Below are 18,899 nucleotides of genomic sequence, written 5' to 3'. Positions count from 1 at the left end.
GATCCCCTGGAGGATCGCTCAAAACCGCAGGTCAGACACTACGCGGGGCGCAGCCCAGGACGTGCCGCTTCACCAGCACCCCGATATCGGGGTCCTGGCTGCGGAACGCCGCGACCAGGGCCTCGTGCTCCTCCGCGTAGGACTTCTGGACCGTGCCCAGCCACCGGATGGACAGGGCGGTGAACACCTCGATGCCCAGGCTCTCCCAGGTGTGCAGCAGCACGCTGTTGCCCGCGGCCCGCACCAGCTCCCGGTGGAAGCCCACCGTGTGCCGCACCTGCGCCGTGCCGTCCTGGACGCGGTCGGCCTCCCACAGGGCCGCCACGTGCGGTTCCAGGGCCGAGCAGTCGGCCGCCAGCCGCGGGGCGGCCAGCTCGGCCGCGATCTGCTCCAGGCCGGCCCGGACGGGGTAGATCTCCTCCAGGTCGGCCGCCGAGAGGTTCCGGACGCGCACGCCCTTGTTCGGGGCCGACTCGATCAGCCGCAGCGTCTCCAGCTCGCGCAGCGCCTCGCGCACGGGCGTCTGACTGACCTCCAGCTCGACGGCGATCCGGCGCTCCACGATCCGCTCGCCGGGCTTCCAGCGCCCGCTGACGATCCCCTCCACGATGTGCTCGCGGATCTGCTCGCGCAGCGAGTGCACGACGGGTGGGGTGATCATCGGCGCTTCAACTCCTGTGGGGGCGGGCACGCGGGGGCCTGATGCGTAACAATACGGCGGTCGTGGCCTGCTGCGATGGGTTCCGAGTCAGGGACCCAGGGTGAGGCTCGTTACAACGACGGCGCCCCCGCCCGGACGGATCCGGACGGGGGCGCCGCAGGCGGCAGCCGGGGCTGCGCGCGGGGCCTTACAGGCCGAGCTCGACCTCGAACTCGCCGGCCTCGAGGATCGCCTTGACCGCGCCGAGGTACCGGGCCGCGTCCGCGCCGTCCACCAGGCGGTGGTCGTAGGACAGGGTCAGGTACGTCATGTCGCGGATGCCGATGTTCGTGCCCTCGGCGGTCTCGATGACCACCGGGCGCTTGACCGTGGCACCGATGCCCAGGATGGCGACCTGGTTCGGCGGCACGATCACCGTGTCGAACAGCGCGCCGCGCGAGCCGGTGTTGCTGATGGTGAAGGTCGCGCCGGACAGCTCGTCCGGGGTGATCTTGTTGCCGCGGACCTTGGCGGCCAGGTCGGCGGTCGCCTTGGAGATGCCCGCCAGGTTGAGGTCACCGGCACCCTTGATGACCGGGGTCATCAGGCCCTTCTCGGAGTCCACGGCGATGCCGATGTTCTCCGAGTCGAAGTAGGTGATGGTGCCCTCGTCGTCGTTGATCCGGGCGTTGACGACCGCGTGGGCCTTCAGCGCCTGGGCGGCGGCCTTGACGAAGAACGGCATCGGGGACAGCTTGACGCCCTCGCGGGCGAGGAAGCCGGCCTTGGCCTTCTCGCGCAGCTTCATGATCTTGGTGATGTCCACCTCGACCACGGAGCTGAGCTGCGCCTGCGAGTGCAGGGCCTTCATCATGTTGTCGCCGATGACCTTGCGCATGCGGGTCATCTTGACCGTCTGGCCGCGCAGCTCCGACACCGCGGCCGGAGCCTTGGCGGCGGCGGCGGCGGCCGGGGCGGCAGCGGCGGCGGGAGCCGGGGCGGCAGCGGCGGCCTTGGCGGCCTCGGCGGCGGCCAGGACGTCCTGCTTGCGGATACGGCCGCCGACGCCGGTGCCGGTGACCGCGGACAGGTCGACGCCGGACTCCGAGGCGAGCTTGCGCACCAGCGGGGTCACGTACGCGCCCTCGTCGCCGGAGACGGCGGCGGGAGAGGGAGCGGCGGCGACGGGAGCCGGAGCGGCGGCCGGAGCGGCCGGAGCCGGAGCGGCGGCCGGAGCCGGAGCGGCCACGGGGGCCGCCGGAGCCGGAGCAGCCGGAGCCGGAGCGGCAGCGGCCGGGGCGGCCACGACCGGAGCCGGGGCGGCGGCGGCCGGAGCCGGGGCAGCCGGAGCCGGGGCGGCGGCGGCCGGAGCCGGGGCAGCCGGGGCCGGGGCGGCGGCAGCCGGAGCCGGGGCAGCCGGAGCCGGAGCGGCGGCAGCAGGGGCCGCGGCCGGAGCCGCGCCCGCGACGCCGATGACGGCCAGACGGGCGCCGACCTCGGCGGTCTCGTCCTCGCCGACCAGGATCTCCAGCAGGGTGCCGGAGACCGGCGCGGGGATCTCGGTGTCGACCTTGTCCGTGGAGACCTCGAGCAGCGGCTCGTCGGCCTCGACGGACTCGCCGACCTCCTTCAGCCAGCGGGTGACGGTGCCCTCGGTGACGGACTCGCCCAGCGCGGGCAGCACGACGTCCGTGCCGGAGGCGGCGCCCGCCGGGGCGGCGGCCGGGGCAGCCGGGGTCTCGGCCGGTGCGGGGGCGGCCGGGGCCTCGGCGGCAGCGGGCTCGGCCGCCGGGGCGGCAGCGGGCTCGGCGGCCGGGGCGGCGGCCTCGGCCGGAGCGCCGGAGCCGTCGTCGATCACGGCCAGCTCGGCGCCGACCTCGACGGTCTCGTCCTCGGCGACCTTGATGGAGGCCAGGATGCCGGAGACGGGCGAGGGGATCTCGGTGTCGACCTTGTCGGTCGAGACCTCGAGCAGCGGCTCGTCGGCCTCGACGCGCTCGCCCTCGGCCTTCAGCCAACGGGTGACAGTTCCCTCGGTGACGCTCTCGCCGAGCGCCGGAAGGGTTACGGAAACCGACATGGTTTCAGTTGCTCCTAACGGAAGTGCGGAAGTGGTCGTCGCGCCCGTGACGATCAGTCGTGGTTGTGCAGCGGCTTGCCGGCCAGAGCCAGGTGGGCCTCGCCGAGGGCTTCGTTCTGGGTCGGGTGCGCGTGGATGAGCTGCGCGACCTCGGCCGGCAGGGCTTCCCAGTTGTAGATCAGCTGGGCTTCGCCCACCTGCTCGCCCATGCGGTCACCGACCATGTGGATACCGACCACGGCACCGTCCTTGACCTGGACGAGCTTGATCTCGCCCGCGGTCTTCAGGATCTTGCTCTTGCCGTTGCCCGCGAGGTTGAACTTCGCGGCGATGACCTTGTCCGCACCGTAGATCTCCTTGGCCTTGGCCTCGGTGATACCGACGGAGGCGACCTCGGGGTGGCAGTACGTGACGCGCGGGACACCGTCGTAGTCGATCGGAACGGTCTTCAGACCGGCCAGACGCTCCGCGACCAGGATGCCCTCGGCGAAGCCGACGTGCGCGAGCTGGAGGGTGGGGACGAGGTCGCCCACGGCCGAGATGGTCGGCACGTTGGTCTGCATGTACTCGTCGACCAGGACGTAGCCGCGGTCCATCGCGACGCCCTGCTCCTCGTAGCCCAGGCCCTGGGAGACCGGACCGCGGCCGATGGCGACCAGCAGCACCTCGGCCTCGAAGGTCTTGCCGTCGGCCAGCGTCACGCGGACGCCGTTCTCGGTGTACTCGGCCTTGTCGAAGAAGGTGCCGAGGTTGAACTTGATACCGCGCTTGCGGAAGGCGCGCTCGAGGATCTTCGAGCTGTTCTCGTCCTCGACCGGGACGAGGTGCTTGAGGCCCTCGATGACAGTCACGTCGGTGCCGAAGGACTTCCACGCCGAGGCGAACTCGACGCCGATGACGCCGCCGCCCAGGATGATCGCGGACTGCGGCACGCGGTCCAGGACCAGCGCGTGGTCCGAGGAGATGATGCGGTTGCCGTCGATGTCCAGGCCCGGCAGCGACTTCGGCACGGAGCCGGTCGCCAGCAGCACGTGGCGGCCCTGGACCCGCTGGCCGTTCACGTCGACGGAGGTCGGCGAGGAGAGGCGTCCCTCACCCTCGATGTAGGTCACCTTGCGGGAGGCGACCAGCCCCTGCAGGCCCTTGTACAGGCCGGAGATGACATCGTCCTTGTACTTGTGCACACCGGCGATGTCCACGCCCTCGAAAGAGGCCTTGATGCCGAACTGTCCGGCTTCGCGCGCCTGGTCGGCGATCTCACCGGCGTGCAGCAGAGCCTTTGTGGGGATGCAGCCGTTGTGCAGGCAGGTGCCGCCGAGCTTGTTCTTCTCGATCAGCGCAACGTCGAGACCCAGCTGGGATGCGCGCAGCGCCGCGGCGTAACCGCCACTGCCACCGCCGAGGATCACTAGGTCGAAAACGGTGCTGGCGTCGTTCGCCACGTCACGTCCTCCATGCATGTGCGCCGGGCACCGGTCCTCTGTGACCGGGCGGCGGCTGGTAATCGGCCGCTTGTTTCTTCGGCCCTGTGGTGGGGGCCCTGTCCTGCCGAGAACCCATCTTCGCATTTGTCGGGGGAACGCGGGACGCCGGGCCCCGGCTGTGCACCGTCGTTCTGCCCGAGATCCGGGTTACCCGTGCGTAGAAACCTACTGATTCCCGAGGTTTCTTCCAGGGCGAACGCGCCCCGGGACCCTGTCCGGGGTCCCGGGGCGCGGCGTGCGTCACAGAGGGCGTCTCACGGAGTGGTACGTGCGGCGCCGGTGCGAGGCGAGCGGTACGTCAGCCGAGGTCGCCGGTGGCGGTGCGCTCGGCCAGCCGCACCAGGGTGCGCACGGCGGAGCCGGTGCCGCCCTTGGGGGTGTAGCCGTACGGGGCGCCCTCGTGGAAGGCGGGGCCCGCGATGTCCAGGTGCGCCCAGGTGATGCCCTCGCCGACGAACTCCTGGAGGAAGAGGCCGGCCACCAGGCCGCCGCCCATCCGCACGCCCATGTTGGCGATGTCGGCGGTGGGGGAGTCCATGGTCTTGCGCAGCTCCTCGGGGAGCGGCATCGGCCAGGAGGACTCGCCGACCTCCTCCGCGATCTCGTGGATCGAGGTGCGGAAGGCGTCGTCGTTGGCCATGATCCCGAAGGTCCGGTCGCCGAGCGCCAGCACCATCGCACCGGTCAGGGTGGCGACGTCGACGATCGCGTCCGGGTTCTCCTCGGAGGCCTTGGTCAGGGCGTCGCCCAGGACCAGGCGGCCCTCGGCATCCGTGTTCAGCACCTCGACGGTCTTGCCGCTGTACATGCGCAGCACGTCGCCGGGCTTGGTGGCGGAGCCGGAGGGCATGTTCTCGGCGAGCGCGAGCCAGCCGGTGACGTTGACCTTCAGGCCCAGCTTGGCGGCGGCGATGACGGCGGCGAAGACGGCGGCGGCGCCGGACATGTCGCACTTCATCGTCTCGTTGTGGCCGGCCGGCTTCAGGGAGATGCCGCCCGAGTCGTAGGTGATGCCCTTGCCGACGAAGGCGAGCGTCTTCTCCGCCTCGGCGTGGGTGTAGGAGAGCCTCACCAGGCGCGGCGGGTTCTCGGAGCCCTTGCCGACGCCCATGATGCCGCCGTAGCCGCCCTTGACCAGCGCCTTCTCGTCGAGGATCTGGACCTTGACGCCGTTCTCCTTGGCGGTCGCGGAGGCGACGGCGGCGAAGGCCTCGGGGGTGAGGTCGTTCGGCGGGGTGTTGATCAGGTCGCGGGCGACGTTGACCTCGGTGGCGACGACGACGGCGCGCTCGGCGGCGGCCTTGTGCTCCTTGTCGCGCGGCTTGGCACCGAGCAGGACCACGTCGGCCAGCGGCTGCTTGGGGCCGCCCTGCTTGTCGCCCTTGCCGTTCTTCTTCTCGCCGCCCTGGTACGCGGTGAAGGCGTACGCGCCCAGCAGGGCGCCCTCGGCGACGGCGGTGACGGCGGAGGCGTCGTCCACGGGGAGGGCGAAGGCGGCCTTCTTGGAGCCGTGCAGGGCGCGGGCGGCGGAGCCGGCGGCGCGGCGCAGGGCCTCCTCGTCGAAGGACTCGTCCTGCTCCGGGGCCGCTCCCAGGCCGACCACCAGCACGACCGGGGCCTTGAGGCCGGCCGGGGCGGGCAGCTTGGTGGTCTCGCCCTCGGCGCCCGTGGCGCCGAGCGAGTCGAGCACGGCGGCGAGCTTTCCGTCGAACGCCTTGTCCACGGCCTCGGCGCCGGCGGCCACGACGAGGCCCTTCGGGCCCTTCGCCACGCCGACCACGAGGGCGTCGGCGCGCAGCGTCGCAGCGCCGGCAGTGCTGAGAGTCAGAGCAGTCACGGTGGTGAAGTCTCGCTTCCGTTTGTGTTAGTGGGCGCTTGGGTCGCGTCGGGGTCACCGGCCGCTCCGCAGCGATCGTATTAGGGCCCGGCGGCCGCCGGAAATGAGCCTACGCGCACGTACTCGTCCGGACGTCACTCGAAGGTTTGTCAAGCTGTTCGATCAATGCGCGGCCAGGTTCACCCATCTGTGGACTCTGCTCCAGGTTTGCCCCTTAGACCGGACGAGGTCCGAGAGACTCGGGTCACTCTCGCAAGGGGACGTGGGGTCCTTTTGCATGAATTTCCACAGCGCCTCCCCGGCCCGGCCGTCCGCCAAGGGCCGCTGTCGAGGGATGCCTGCGGGGGGAAAGGCCGAAATGGTCAACAGGAACCGGATGAACAGGGTCGCCGCCGCGATGGCCGCAGCAGCCCTGATGTCCGTGGCAGTACCCGCCGCGACCGCCCACGCGGCGGTCGTGACACCGCGCGTCGACCTGAAGGTGCTGGTCGTGGACGACGGCGGCAGCTCGGTCGGGGCGATCACCGCCCAGCTCAAGGACACCGGGGTCCCCTACACCCGGGTCGATCTGGCCAGTGCCGGCCGCCCCGTCATCGACGCGGCGTTCCTCGCCGACACCGTCGACGGCCGGCCCCGGGCCAAGTACCAGGGGGTCGTCCTCCCCAACGAGAACCCCTTCGGCGAGGGCTCCGCCGAGATGGCGGCGCTCACCGCGTACGAGACGGCGTACGGGATCCGCCAGGTCGACGCCTACACCTGGGCCCACCCGGGAGTCGGGCTCGAGTACACGGACAACGGCGGCTACAGCGGCCAGCTCGACGGCACCCAGGCCGCCGTCACCGCGGCCGGCAAGGCCGGCCCCTTCGGCTACCTCGGCGGTCAGGTCACCTTCGAGGACAACTCCGCCGTGGTTCCGGAGAGCTTCGGGTTCATGGGCAAGCCGCGCACCGGCTACACCAGCTACCTGGACGCCCCCGTCACCGGCGGACGGGCCTCGCTCGTCGGCGAGTACGCCCACGACGGGCGCAGCGAGCTCGTCGTCACCTTCGGGTACAACCAGTACCAGCAGCAGTTCCGGCTGCTGGCCCGAGGGATCGTCGAGTGGCTGACCCAGGGCGTCCACCTCGGGCAGGAGCGCAGCTACTTCGCGGTCCACGTGGACGACGTCTTCGCGCCGGACGCCCGCTGGAGCAAGGAGCTCGACTGCACGCCCGGCGACTACGCCTGCGCGGGCGGCGAGGGCAAGGAGAGCACCATCCGGATGACCGCCGCCGACGCCCAGTACGCGGCGCAGTGGCAGACGTCCAAGAACTTCAAGCTGGACATGCTCTTCAACGCGGGCGCCGGCGAGGAGTGGAAGGCCGAGAACGGCGGCACCGACGCGCTGACCGCCCAGCTCGTCGCCGACCGCGCCAAGTACCGCTGGATGAACCACACCTACTCCCACCCCTTCCTCGGCTGCGTCCAGGACACCAGCACCAACCCCTGGACCTGCACCAAGAACGCCCAGGGCGCCGTCAACTGGATGAGCCGCGCCGAGATCTCCGCGCAGATCCGCGACAACAACAACTGGGCGCTCTCCAAGGGCATCACCACCGACCGCACCGAGCTCGTCACCGGCGAGCACTCCGGCCTCAAGACCCTCCCGCAACAGCCCCAGGACAACCCCAACCTGGCCGGCGCCCTCGCCGACAACGGCGTCAAGTGGGCCGGCAGCGACAACTCCCGCGAGCCCGACCAGCGGGCGGTCGGCGCCGCCCTGACCGTCCCCCGCTACCCGATGAACGTGTACTACAACACGGGCACCAACGCGGAGATGGCCGACGAGTACAACTGGATCTACACCAGCCGCGCCGACGGCGGCAGCGGCATCTGCGAGGACAACCCGGCGACCTCCACCTGCCTGCCGGCCCCGCTGGACACCGCCACCGGCTACCTCGACCACATCGTCCCGGCCGAAGCGCGGACCGCCCTGCGCCACGTGCTGGCCAACGACCCGCGCCCGCACTACGTCCACCAGTCCAACCTCGCCGAGGACCGCACCCTCTACCCGGTGCTCAACCAGGTCCTCGACACCTACCGCTCCCTCTACGCGCCCAGCGCGCCGATCGTCAACCAGAGCATGAAGGACACCGGCGTCGAGCTCCAGCGCCGCGCCGCCTGGGACAAGGCGCTCGCCGCGGGCAAGGTGACCGCCTACAGGATCGGCAAGGACGTCGTCGTCAAGGCGCCCTCCGGAGTCGTCGCCCCGGTCACCGCACCCAACGGGACGAAGAAGCAGATGCTGCTCGGCACCACCGACTTCGGCACCGCCTACGCCGGCACCCGCTCCGCCTGGACGGCTCCCGAGCTGCTCCAGTCCGCGGTCACGCTCAAGCTCCTCTGACCGCACCGCACCGCATGCACGGGTGAGTGAGCCGAAGGGGGCGCGTCGGCGAAGGAGGGCGAGCGCCCGGAGGAAACCGTGAGGCACGAACGGTTTCCGAGGACGCACGCCCTCCTGGAGCCGGCTGAAGCGCCCCCGGAGGCGAACGAGCCCCAAAAGAAGAGAGTCCTGGGGGGACACACCGCATGAGCCATGGGCGCCACGTCACCATGCTCACCGAAGGCACCTACCCGCACGTCCACGGGGGCGTCAGCACCTGGTGCGACCAGTTGGTACGCGGCATGCCGGAGGTCGACTTCAACGTCATAGCCCTGACCGGCTCCGGACGCGAGCCGGTCACCTGGGAGCTGCCGCGCAACGTCTACCGGCACACCGCCGTCCCGCTCTGGGGCCCGCCGCCCCACCGGACCCGCCGGTCGGCCCTGCGGGGCAGGGCCCGCCGCCGCTTCACCGACACCTACGAAGCCTTCCTGCTCTCCCTGATCGATCCCACGCACGGCGGCTTCTCCGAGGCGCTGGGCGAACTCGCCCGCCTCGCCCGCGCCGGCCGGCTCGCCCCGGCGCTGCGCTCCGAGTCGGTCCTGCGCCTGCTGATGGCCGTATGGACCCGCCCCGGCCTCGTCACCGCCGCGGCCCGGCCCACCATCCACGACGCGCTCACCGCCACCGACCTGCTGGAACACGCCCTGCGGCCGCTGTCCGTACGCATCCCGCCCGACAGCGTCGCCCACGCCGTCAGCAGCGGCCTCGCCACCCTCCCCGCCCTCGCCGCCAAACACCTGGACGGGGTGCCCTTCCTCCTCACCGAGCACGGCATCTACCTGCGCGAGCGCTACCTCGGCTACCGCAGCGCCGCCCAGCGCTGGCCCGTCAAGGCCCTGATGCTGGGCTTCTACCGCGAGCTGAACTCCGAGGGCTACCGGCAGGCCGACCTGATCACCCCCTGCAACCAGTACAACCGCCGCTGGGAGGAACGCGGAGGCGCCGACTCCGAACGGATCCGCACCGTCTACAACGGCGTCGACCCGCACGTCTTCCCCGAGGCCGGCCCCGAACCGGAGGTGCCCACCCTCAGCTGGTGCGGCCGCATCGACCCGATCAAGGACCTCGAAACCCTCATCCGCGCCTACGCGTTCATGCGCGAGGAGCTCCCCGCCCTGCGCCTGCGCCTCTTCGGCCCGGTCCCCGCCGGCTGCGAGGACTACAAGCTGCGCCTGGAGAAGCTCGCCGCCGAACTCGGCGTCAGCGACGGCATCACGTACGAGGGCCGCATCGACCAGGTCGCCAAGGCCTACGCGGCGGGCTCCGTCGTCATGCTCTCCAGCATCAGCGAGGGCTTCCCCTTCAGCATCATCGAGGCCATGTCCTGCGGCCGCACCACCGTCTCCACCGACGTCGGAGGCGTGCGCGAGGCCGTCGGCGACACCGGTCTCGTCGTCCCGCCCCGCGAGCCCGAGACCATGGCCCGCGCCACCCTCGCCCTGCTCCGCGACGACGAACGCCGCGCCGAACTCGGCCGGATGTCCCGCAAACGGGTCGTCGAGAAGTTCACCCTCCACCAGTCCGTCGACGGCTTCCGGCACATCTACCGCGAACTCGCCGACCGGACGCGGGCCGGCCGGCCGGTCCTGCCCCCGCACACCGACGACTGGAGCGGGCGCCTCGCCGACCCCTGGTCCAAGGACCCCTGGCACAAGGAACTGGCCGCCGACGGGAGCGTGTGGTGAGCGGATCACTCTGGCTCAAGCCGCCCGGCCCGGACGGCTCCTGGGTCCACGTCGGCCACCCGGCACCCGCCGGCCGCACCGACACCCTGCCCGACCTGCCCCGGCCCCGCCCCGGCCGGCCCGGGGCCCCGGCCGCCGATCCCATGGACGAACTCGCCGAACGACTCGGCGTGTTCGTCGCCGCGGCCGTCCACCCCGACGAGATCGCCGCCATCCTCGAATCCGACGGGATGACCGACGAGTACATCCGCCTCACCTACGGCCGCCAGGACTCCTTCGCCCTCGCCGAGGAGCTCTACGCCCGCGTCCCCCGCTCCTTCCCCGAGCCCGACCGGCTCCCCGACCCCTGGAAGGTCTCCCTCACCGCCTGCCTGCTCCGCGGGGTGATCTTCGCCCTGCCCGGCCTCGCCTACGTCCTCGGCGCCCCCCTGCTGGAAGGCCCCCCGGACCGGCTCGGACTGCCCGCCGGCACCCTGACCCTGCTCGCCGGCGCCCTCATCGGCTGGGTCTGGGACCAGAGCCTGTCCCACCGCGCCTACTCCTGGCTCGGCCTCGGCGACCGGGCCGCCGCCGGGCGGACCCTGCTCGTCGGAGCCCCCGCCGGGGCGCTGCTCGGCACGGCCGCCGCCTTCGCCGTCCCCGGCGGGCCGCCGTTCTCGTACGCCTTCGCCGCCGGGCAGGCCGTGTACGTCGGCGCCGCCACCGTGCTGCTGGTGCTGGGCCGTGAACGGGTGCTGCTGGCCGCACTCGGCCCCATGGCCGCCGGCGCGGTCCTCGCGCTCTCCACCGGCCTGCCCGTACCCGTACGGATCACCCTGCTCGTGGTGTCCCTGCTGGCGGCGTGCACCCTCGCCCTGCGGGAGCTGCCGCTGGCCGAGGGCGTACGGGCGGGCGTGCGCAGGATCCACCGCTGGGCGGAGCGCCGCCCGGGCGAAGGCGGCCCGGTGCGCTGGCGGATGCTGCGCGGCCCCGAGGAGGACCACGCCCGGCGCGGGCCCCGCCTCGGCGACTCCGCGCCCTACGGGGTCTTCGGCCTCGGCACCGGCCTGCTGGTGCTGTACGCCGCCCTGGGGGAGGTGCTCAGCGGCGGCCCCGCCGAGGCGGTCGCCGCGCCCTCCGCCGTGGCGCTCACCCTCAGCATGGGCCCCGCCGAATGGCTGCTCCACCGCTTCCGCAGCGGCAGCCTTGCCGGGCTGCGCGCGGCCCGCTCGCCCGGGGCGTTCTGGCGCAGGATGCTCGTCACCCTGGCCCGGTGTCTCGCCGTGTACCTGGCGGTGCTGCTCGCCCTGGGCGTCACCGGAACCCTGCTGTGGCCGCACGCGCCCGGCCTGACCGCACTGCGCGTCGCCACCCTGCTGCTGCTCGGCGCCGTGATGTGGACCGGGTTGCTGCTCCAGTCCTTCGGCGCCGTCCGGCCCGCCGCGGTGGTCTGCGCCGGGGCCGCCTGCGCGCAGAGCCTGGCCCTGCTGGCCGGGATCGGGCAGCCGCGCCTGGTCCAGCTGGCGGTCGCCGGCACCGCCGCGGCCGCCCTGGCCGTGCTGGTCTGCCTGCTCCTCGGCCGGGCCACGGCACACCGCTGACCCGCCGCGGGCCCGCCCGCGACCCCCCGACCCGTGACCCCGCACGAGAAGACGAAGGACCCCATGCTGCTGGTGCCGCTCTACGAGCACCCCGCCGACCGGCCCGACGCCTGGGAGCGGCTCATCCGCTCCGCCGGGCAGCTGCACTCGGTGGTGCTCAACCCCGACAGCGGGCCCGGGCGGGCCCCCGACGAGCGGTTCGCCGCCGTCTCCGCGCGGCTGCGCGACGCGGGCGTGCCCGTCCTCGGCTACACCGACACCGACTACGGGCGGCGCCCGCACGCCGCCGTCGTCCAGGACCTGCTGCGCCACCGCGACTGGTACGGCGTCGACGGGGCGTTCCTCGACCAGGCCGCCGCCGGCCGGGAACTGCTCGGGCACTACGGCCGGCTCGCCGTCGCGGCCCGCGCGGCGGGCGCCCGTACCCTCGTCCTGAACCACGGCGTCCACCCGCACCCCGGGTACGCCCGCATCGCCGACCTGCTCGTCACCTTCGAGGGCCCCTGGGACGCCTACCGCGACACGGCCGCGGCGCCGCCGCCGTGGACGGCCGACCACCCCGCGCAGCGCTTCTGCCACCTCGTGTACGCGGTCCCGCCGGGCGCGCCCGCCGCCGAACTCGCGGCGCAGCGGCACGCTGGGGTGCACTGCGCCGTCCCCGGCACCGGAGCGCACCCGTGGGGAACCCTCCCGAACGCCCTGGAGGCCGCCGGATGAAGCGTTCCACCACCGCCCTCGCCGCGGGCTGCGCCGCCGCGCTGCTGCTGCTCACCGCCTGCACCGCCGGCCCGGACGACGACGGCGAGAGCCCGGGCCCCGCCCCGTCCTGGCCCTCCCAGGCGCCGGGGGAGCGGTGGCAGCCCCGCCCGGGCACGGGCTGGCAGTGGCAGCTCAGCGGCGAGCTCGACACGTCGGTGGACGTGCCGGTGTACGACATCGACGGGTTCAACACCACCAAGGAGCAGGTCGCCGCACTGAAGAAGGACGGCCGCCGGACCATCTGCTACATCTCCGCCGGCGCCTGGGAGGACTTCCGCCCGGACGCCGGGGACTTCCCCGAGTCGATGCTCGGCAAGGGCAACGGCTGGGAGGGCGAGCGCTGGCTCGACATCCGGCGGTTGGCCGAACTGGAACCGCTGATGGCGAAGCGGTTCGACATGTGCCGCGACAAGGGCTTCGACGCGGTGGAGCCGGACAACATGGACGCCTACCGCAACACCTCCGGCTTCCCGGTCACCGCCGACGACCAGCTGAAGTTCAACCGGTTCGTCGCGAAGCTCGCCCACGACCGGGGGATGGCGGTCGGACTCAAGAACGACCTCGACCAGATCCCGGAGCTGGTCGGCGACTTCGACTTCGCCGTCAACGAGCAGTGCGCCGAATACGACGAGTGCGAGGAGCTGACCCCCTTCATCAAGGCGGGCAAGGCCGTCTTCCACGCGGAGTACGACCTCCCGCCGTCCCGCTTCTGCAAGCAGTCCCGCCGGCTGAAACTGAGCTCCTTGCAGAAGAAACTCGAACTGGGCCCCTGGCGCAAGTCCTGCTGACGCCGGCGGCCGGGGCCGGGGGCGGGGGCGGTGAGCGGTAGCCCCTTGGGCGGTCTCACAGTTGGTTTGGGGGTTTCCCGGCAGTCCCATCGTCGTTCCGTGTCGTGCCGGCCTGTCAAGGGCGCTCACTTCGTTCGCGTCGCTTCGCGATTTCGCTGCGCTCAACCCTTGACAGCCCGACCCGCCCCGGAAAGCCGAAAGACTGCCGGGAACCCCCCAAAAGGAACGGTCACCAGGGAGGACAGGCAGGAGCGGCTCCCTCAGGGACGAGACGAGGGGTTGGGGCAATGGCCCGCCGGGCATCCGGCGGCCTAAATCCCGAGCCCCGGGCCGGGTGCCCGGCCACCCGCACGAAAGGCTGACCACAGCCCCCCGCGGAGCCCCCAGACGCGTCAGATCGCTACGCGCTCCTCACATCTCAGCGTCCGGTCCCCGTTTGGCTTGACGACCAGGGGCGCTCACCGGTGGCTTGCCAGGCGGTATCAAGCTCTTCGGGCCTCGAAGAACGCGCGCGACGCTCGTGCAACCAACGCCAGATCACGTGCACGACCAGAGCACACGCGACAGCAACAGCGATGAACCGGATGGTGTGCCAGGTATTCACGACAACCAAACTCGCCCCGCGAGACTCCCCGTCCAGGCGCATGGAGGTCTCATAGAAGGCGACGACCGGAATGAGGAGCCGAAAGAAGAGGCCGCCGACACCCGGAATGCGCGCCACGTTGCCGAGGAACCCGACGGGTGCCCCGAACGCAAACGCCAGCGTTCCCCACACCAGGATTTTGGACAGCGACCCCCCGCCTGATGTGCCGAACCCCTCCGGGGTGGCGGGGCTGAGGTCCTTGAACAGGTAGTAGGCGGTCACTCCGATGGCCAGCCCGAAAGGTGCCAGCAAGGCCGACTCGATTTTGGACCGACGGAGGTAGCCCACCAGGAACGCATAACAGGCCCACGACCACCCACCGGCGAAGATGGCGTTCACGACCACGCTGACGGGATTGTCCGACTTCTCGGAAAGAGGGCCCAGCAGGCCGAGTGCCAGACCGATCCCGAGTGGCCCTGCCAGCGACGCGGCGCGTGTGAGCGTAGAGCTTGTGATGTCTCTTCTCCGTCCATTCCGAACCCAAGCGGAGATCCTGAGTCAAGCCGTCTCGGCGCAGGACCAGTCAGTCCAGGGGGAGGGACTGCGTCAGGACCGTCGGTACGCCCACATCGGCTCCCCTTGCCAACCGGCGCGAGGATCTCGACGAGGTCCCGGGCTACGGGTGCATCGTGCCATGGGCCCATGGCCCGCTCCAGGGTGCGTAGTTCGCGGACCATGCGTGCGGACCGGGTCTGGTCAACATGTGGTGCAGGTATCAGCCCAAGACGGCCGCCGGGCGCTGAGCAAAGAGGAGCGCGTAGCGATCTGTCGCGTTGGGGCGCTCCCCCTGCTGTCCTGGTCGGCGTTTCGTGCAGGTAGTCATGCCCCCAACCCCTCGTCTCGTCCCTGAGGGGGCCGCTCCTGCCTGTCCTCCCTGGTGACCGTTCTTTTGGGGGGTTCCCGGCAGTCTTTCGGCTTTCCGGGGCGGGTCGGGCTGTCAAGGGTTGAGCGCAGCGAAATCGCGGAGCGACGCGACGAAGGAGCGCCCTTGACGGGCCGGCACGACACGGAACGACGATGGGACTGACGGGAACCCCCCAAGCCAACTGTGAGACCGCCCAAGGGGCTACCGCTCACCCGGCCCCGACCCCGCCCCCCTCACGCCGGCAGGATCGCGTGGACGCGGAAGCCGCCGCCGTAGCGGGGGCCCGCGAAGCAGGAACCGCCCAGGGCGCCGGTCCGTTCGCGCATGCCGAGCAGGCCGTGTCCGCCGCCCGGGTCGCTCTGGCCCGGAGCCGAGTCCGCCGAGTCGCCCCCGTCGTCCAGCACCGTCACCTCCACCGAGGGCCCCACCCGCACCACGCTCACCTCGGCCCGCGCCCCCGGGCCCGCGTGCTTGCGGACGTTGGTCAGCGCCTCCTGGATCACCCGGTACGCCGCCAGGTCCACGGCCGCCGGCAGCGGCTCGGTGCCGGTGCCGGTGCCCAGCTGGACGGTCGCCGCCACCGGCAGCCCGGCGTGCCGGAAGGTGTCCAGCAGTTCGTCCAGCAGGGCCAGCCCCGGCGCCGGTTCCGTCGGCGCCTCCGGGTCACCGGACTGCCGCAGCAGCCCGACGGTGGCGCGCAGCTCGTTCAGCGCGCTGCGGCTGGCGTCCCGTACGTGCGCGAGGGCCTCCTTCGCCTGGTCGGGCCGCTTGTCCATGACGTGCGCGGCCACCCCCGCCTGCACGTTGACCAGGGCGATGTGGTGGGCCACCACGTCGTGCAGGTCCCGCGCGATGCGCAGCCGCTCCTCCGCGACGCGGCGCCGGGCCTCCTCCTCACGGGTCCGTTCGGCCCGCTCGGCCCGCTCCCGTATCGCGTCGACGAAGGCCCGCCTGCTGCGCACCGCGTCTCCGGCGGCCGCGGCCATCCCGGTCCAGGCGAAGATGCCGATGTTCTCCTGCGCGTACCAGGGCATCGGGCCGGCCAGCATCGCCACCCCGGTGAGCCCCGCCATCGTCAGCAGCCCGGTCCGCCAGGTGGTCGGCCGGTCGGTGGACGCGGCCACCGCGTACAGGGCGATCACCGCGCTCATGGCGACGGGCGCCCGCGGCTCCGCGGTGGTCAGTTCCAGCAGCGACAGCCCGCAGGTGACGGCGAGCACGGTACGGGGCCGGCGGCGCCGCAGCACCAGGGCGGCCGCGCCGAGCAGCATCAGCAGCAGGGAGAACGCGTCGGGCGTACGGGTGCCGAAGGTGGGCCCGTGCGGCCCGTGCGGCTCGGCGAAGGAGCCGACGACCATGGACACCAGCGCCCCGAACGCGAGGACGGCGTCGGTGGCGAGCGGATGCTCCCGCATCCACTGCCGGGTGCGGGAGAAGGGGCCGTGGTCTGTCGTCACCCCGATACGGTACGGGCTCGTCCTAGAGCCGCGCGGGCCCCGGGGGAGGGGGACCGGCGGGGGGTGACGGCGGCCGGGGGCCGAGCGGGGTCCGCGAGCGGGCCGGCCCCCACTTGGCGCGCACCACGCACACGGCCATCACGGCGGCGAGGGCCGCCAAGTGCTCCTTGCCGGCCAGGTTGTTCTTGACCAGCACCTCGCCGGTCATCACCAGGATCACCAGGGCCCCGGTGAGGTACGCCCGGTAGCGCCAGCAGACGTAGACGGCCAGGCCCACCACCGCCGCGGACGGCCCGGTGTCGTTGACGACCCGGTCGGTCACCGGCAGGCCGAAGGGGTGGTCGGGGCCCACCGAGAGCCCGATCCGGGCGTAGGTGGTCCCGGCGAGGGTGGCCACGTACCCGACGAGCAGGGTGCGCCACCAGCCGATGCAGATCTCCGCGATCCCGAAGACCAGCAGGATCTGCGCGAGCGCCCCCCACACGGGCAGGTCGAGGGCCGGTACGAACAGGGACAGCGGGGTGCGCAGCAGCGCGAGCCACAGGGGGTCCGCGGCCTTGACGGAGCCCAGGTTCTGGACCGGCTGGAAACCCCAGGCGGTGTTCTGCACGACCTGGAAGACGGAGGTCAGGCCGACCGCCCCGAGGGTCATCGGGGCGGCCCGCCACCGGTCGCGGGCCAGCGCGTCCCGCACGATCCCGGAGAGGGGACCCCACTCGCGGCGGGCGAACTGCCGGACCTCCGTCTTCCAGGACGTCAACGAATCGTCTCCAGGTGTTTGCGGTGCAGCCACTTGGGCAGGCCGGGTGCTTCCAGGAAGCCCTCGGCCCGGCCCGCGGCGATACCGATCCGCAGCAGGTCCGAACTCTTCTCGAAGAGCATGAACCGCGGCTCCCAGATCGGGCGGTATTTGGCGTTGGCCCGGTAGAGGGACTCGATCTGCCACCAGCGGGAGAAGAAGCTCAGCAGCGAGCGCCACATGCGCAGCACCGGACCCGCGCCGAGCTTGGACCCCCGCTCGAAGACGGAACGGAACATCGCGAAGTTGAGCGAGACCTGTGTGACGCCGATCTCCTTCGAGCGTTCCAGCAGCTCGATGACCATGAACTCCATCAGGCCGTTCTCGGAATCCCGGTCACGGCGCATCAGGTCCAGGGACAGGCCCTTGGGGCCCCACGGCACGAAGGACAGCACGGCGCGCAGGTCGCCGTTGCCGTCGGTGCACTCGAGCATCACGCACTGCCCGTCGTCCGGGTCGCCCAGGCGGCCCAGCGCCATGGAGAAGCCGCGCTCGGTCGCACCGTCGCGCCAGTCGTCGGCCCGCTCCAGCAGGACGGCCATCTCCTCGGCCGGGATCTCGGCGTGGCGGCGGATGCGGACCGTGTAGCCGGCCCGCTTGACCCGGTTGTAGGCCTGCCGGACGGTGCGCATGGCGCGCCCCTCCAGCGTGAACTCGTCGGTCTCCACGATGGCCTCGTCGCCGAGTTCCAGGGCGTCCAGGCCGTGCCGGGCGTAGATCTGCCCGGCCTCCTCGCTGGCGCCCATCACGGCCGGCACCCAGCCGTGCTCGCGGGCCTCGGCCAGCCACGGCTCGATCGCCCCCGGCCAGGCCTCGGGGTCGCCGATGGGGTCGCCGGAGGCGAGCGAGACCCCGCCGACGACGCGGTAGGTGACGGCGGCCTTGCCGGTCGGGGACCAGATCACGGACTTCTCGCGGCGCAGCGCGAAGTAGCCGAGCGAGTCGCGGTCGCCCTGCTTGGCGAGCAGCGCCCGCAGCCGCTCCTCGTCCTCGGGGGTGAGCGGGTCGACGGCGCGCCGCGAGCGGAACGCCGCGAACAGCACGGCGAGCAGCAGCAGCATCGACATCACGTTGATGAACACGTCCACCCAGGCGGGCGTGGTGATCGCGCGGTAGGCCTTGTCGTCGGGCGCCAGCGTGATCAGCCGCATCACGCCGTAGCGCCAGCGCGCCAGGAACGTGGCGTCGGCGCGGTCGGCGTCGGTGTTGGTGGCGCCGACCAGCAGGGCGGCGATCAGTGAGGTGAGCAGCAGGCCGACGGCGGCCACCGCGGTGGCGAGCTTCGGGTTGGAGCGGTCGCCCTTCGCGTAGAACTCGTGGCGGCCCAGCAGCAGGGCGCCCACGAACGCCGCCGTCAGGACGAGCGAGACCCAGTTCTGCGCGTGCTCACGGAACTCCGGGTAGCACATGTTGAGTTCGCCGCCCGTGCAGGGGGCGAAGGCGGCGACCGCGAAGGCCAGCAGCAACATCCCGCCGACCACCAGGTTCAGGATCCAGGCGGCCCGCTTGCGGCGGCCCATGGTGACCGCGAGCAGCAGCGAGAACAGCCCGGAGGCGAAGCCGGCCGTCAGCAGGTACGGGGTGTAGAAGTCGGCGGTGTTGTGCCGGCGCAGGTCCTGCCCGAGCGAAAGCCACACCGCGCTGAGGAAGTTCACGAAGGTGACGGCCCGCAGGTACCAGACCGCGAAGGCGGCACTGTGCCGCGACCTGGGAGTGCCCCTGCGGCTCTCCGGCTTCGCGGCCGCTTCCCCTCCCTGCTCCTTCTCCTTCTTGTTGTTGGAACCCTTGCCGGAAGCCTGATCGAGGCTCCGGTCGGTGTCTACGCTGGTCAAGCGGACCTCTCCCATGAAAAGC

General features: G+C 72.0%; 13 protein-coding genes. 5 read left to right on the top strand and 8 right to left on the bottom strand.

Annotation, left to right across the window (positions count from 1 at the left end; genetic code table 11):
- Positions 1 to 31 precede the first annotated feature (31 nt).
- The 4 genes from ACZ501_RS01935 to ACZ501_RS01920 form a co-directional block, all read right to left on the bottom strand.
- A complete protein-coding gene (locus ACZ501_RS01935) occupies positions 32 to 658 on the bottom strand; it encodes a GntR family transcriptional regulator (RefSeq protein WP_361599949.1) in 627 nt (208 codons plus the stop codon).
- Positions 659 to 848: 190 nt separating this feature from the next.
- A complete protein-coding gene (gene sucB / locus ACZ501_RS01930) occupies positions 849 to 2,720 on the bottom strand; it encodes a 2-oxoglutarate dehydrogenase, E2 component, dihydrolipoamide succinyltransferase (RefSeq protein WP_468791757.1) in 1,872 nt (623 codons plus the stop codon).
- A 53-nt stretch (positions 2,721 to 2,773) separates the two neighbouring features.
- Positions 2,774 to 4,162: a dihydrolipoyl dehydrogenase gene (gene lpdA, locus ACZ501_RS01925; protein WP_361599913.1), complete on the bottom strand. Its 1,389-nt coding sequence runs from the start codon at positions 4,160 to 4,162 to the stop codon at positions 2,774 to 2,776.
- A gap of 340 nt (positions 4,163 to 4,502) precedes the next feature.
- Positions 4,503 to 6,041 (bottom strand): leucyl aminopeptidase, encoded by a 1,539-nt coding sequence (locus ACZ501_RS01920; RefSeq protein ID WP_361599916.1) that lies wholly within the window; start codon positions 6,039 to 6,041, stop codon positions 4,503 to 4,505.
- Between the two features lie 376 nt (positions 6,042 to 6,417).
- Between ACZ501_RS01920 and ACZ501_RS01915 the strand changes: the two genes are divergently transcribed.
- From ACZ501_RS01915 to ACZ501_RS01895, 5 genes are all read left to right on the top strand, one after another.
- The gene (locus tag ACZ501_RS01915; RefSeq protein ID WP_468791754.1) at positions 6,418 to 8,427 is read left to right on the top strand and encodes a hypothetical protein; all 2,010 of its coding nucleotides are present in this window, start codon (positions 6,418 to 6,420) and stop codon (positions 8,425 to 8,427) included.
- Positions 8,428 to 8,612: 185 nt separating this feature from the next.
- Complete coding sequence (pelF, locus tag ACZ501_RS01910; protein WP_468791751.1) at positions 8,613 to 10,154, top strand: GT4 family glycosyltransferase PelF; 1,542 nt, start codon at positions 8,613 to 8,615, stop codon at positions 10,152 to 10,154.
- On the top strand, positions 10,151 to 11,734 hold the full coding sequence (locus tag ACZ501_RS01905) for a hypothetical protein (protein WP_468791748.1): 1,584 nt from the start codon (positions 10,151 to 10,153) through the stop codon (positions 11,732 to 11,734). Before pelF ends, ACZ501_RS01905 begins: the two co-directional genes overlap by 4 nt.
- Before the next feature lie 63 nt (positions 11,735 to 11,797).
- Positions 11,798 to 12,451 carry a spherulation-specific family 4 protein gene (locus ACZ501_RS01900; protein ID WP_468792649.1) on the top strand — a complete coding sequence of 218 codons (654 nt, stop codon included), beginning with the start codon at positions 11,798 to 11,800 and terminating at the stop codon, positions 12,449 to 12,451.
- The gene (locus ACZ501_RS01895) at positions 12,448 to 13,281 is read left to right on the top strand and encodes an endo alpha-1,4 polygalactosaminidase (RefSeq protein WP_468791745.1); all 834 of its coding nucleotides are present in this window, start codon (positions 12,448 to 12,450) and stop codon (positions 13,279 to 13,281) included. The genes ACZ501_RS01900 and ACZ501_RS01895 overlap by 4 nt, the downstream gene beginning before the upstream one ends.
- 418 nt (positions 13,282 to 13,699) lie before the next feature.
- On the opposite strand, the gene ACZ501_RS01890 is transcribed toward ACZ501_RS01895, so the two are convergent.
- From ACZ501_RS01890 to ACZ501_RS01875, 4 genes are all read right to left on the bottom strand, one after another.
- Positions 13,700 to 14,269 (bottom strand): hypothetical protein, encoded by a 570-nt coding sequence (locus tag ACZ501_RS01890; protein WP_468791742.1) that lies wholly within the window; start codon positions 14,267 to 14,269, stop codon positions 13,700 to 13,702.
- Positions 14,270 to 15,022: 753 nt separating this feature from the next.
- Positions 15,023 to 16,246, bottom strand: coding sequence for a sensor histidine kinase (locus ACZ501_RS01885; RefSeq protein ID WP_468791739.1), 1,224 nt, complete (start codon positions 16,244 to 16,246; stop codon positions 15,023 to 15,025).
- 22 nt (positions 16,247 to 16,268) lie between these two features.
- A complete protein-coding gene (locus tag ACZ501_RS01880) occupies positions 16,269 to 17,006 on the bottom strand; it encodes a hypothetical protein (RefSeq protein ID WP_468791736.1) in 738 nt (245 codons plus the stop codon).
- Positions 17,003 to 18,892, bottom strand: coding sequence for a phosphatidylglycerol lysyltransferase domain-containing protein (locus ACZ501_RS01875; RefSeq protein ID WP_361599934.1), 1,890 nt, complete (start codon positions 18,890 to 18,892; stop codon positions 17,003 to 17,005). Before ACZ501_RS01875 ends, ACZ501_RS01880 begins: the two co-directional genes overlap by 4 nt.
- Positions 18,893 to 18,899: the final 7 nt, after the last annotated feature.

The sequence above is a fragment of the Streptomyces sp. NPDC034085 genome, from assembly GCF_055575555.1.
Note: the sequence above shows the minus strand (reverse complement) of the source record. Positions and strands in the feature narration are given on the sequence as shown.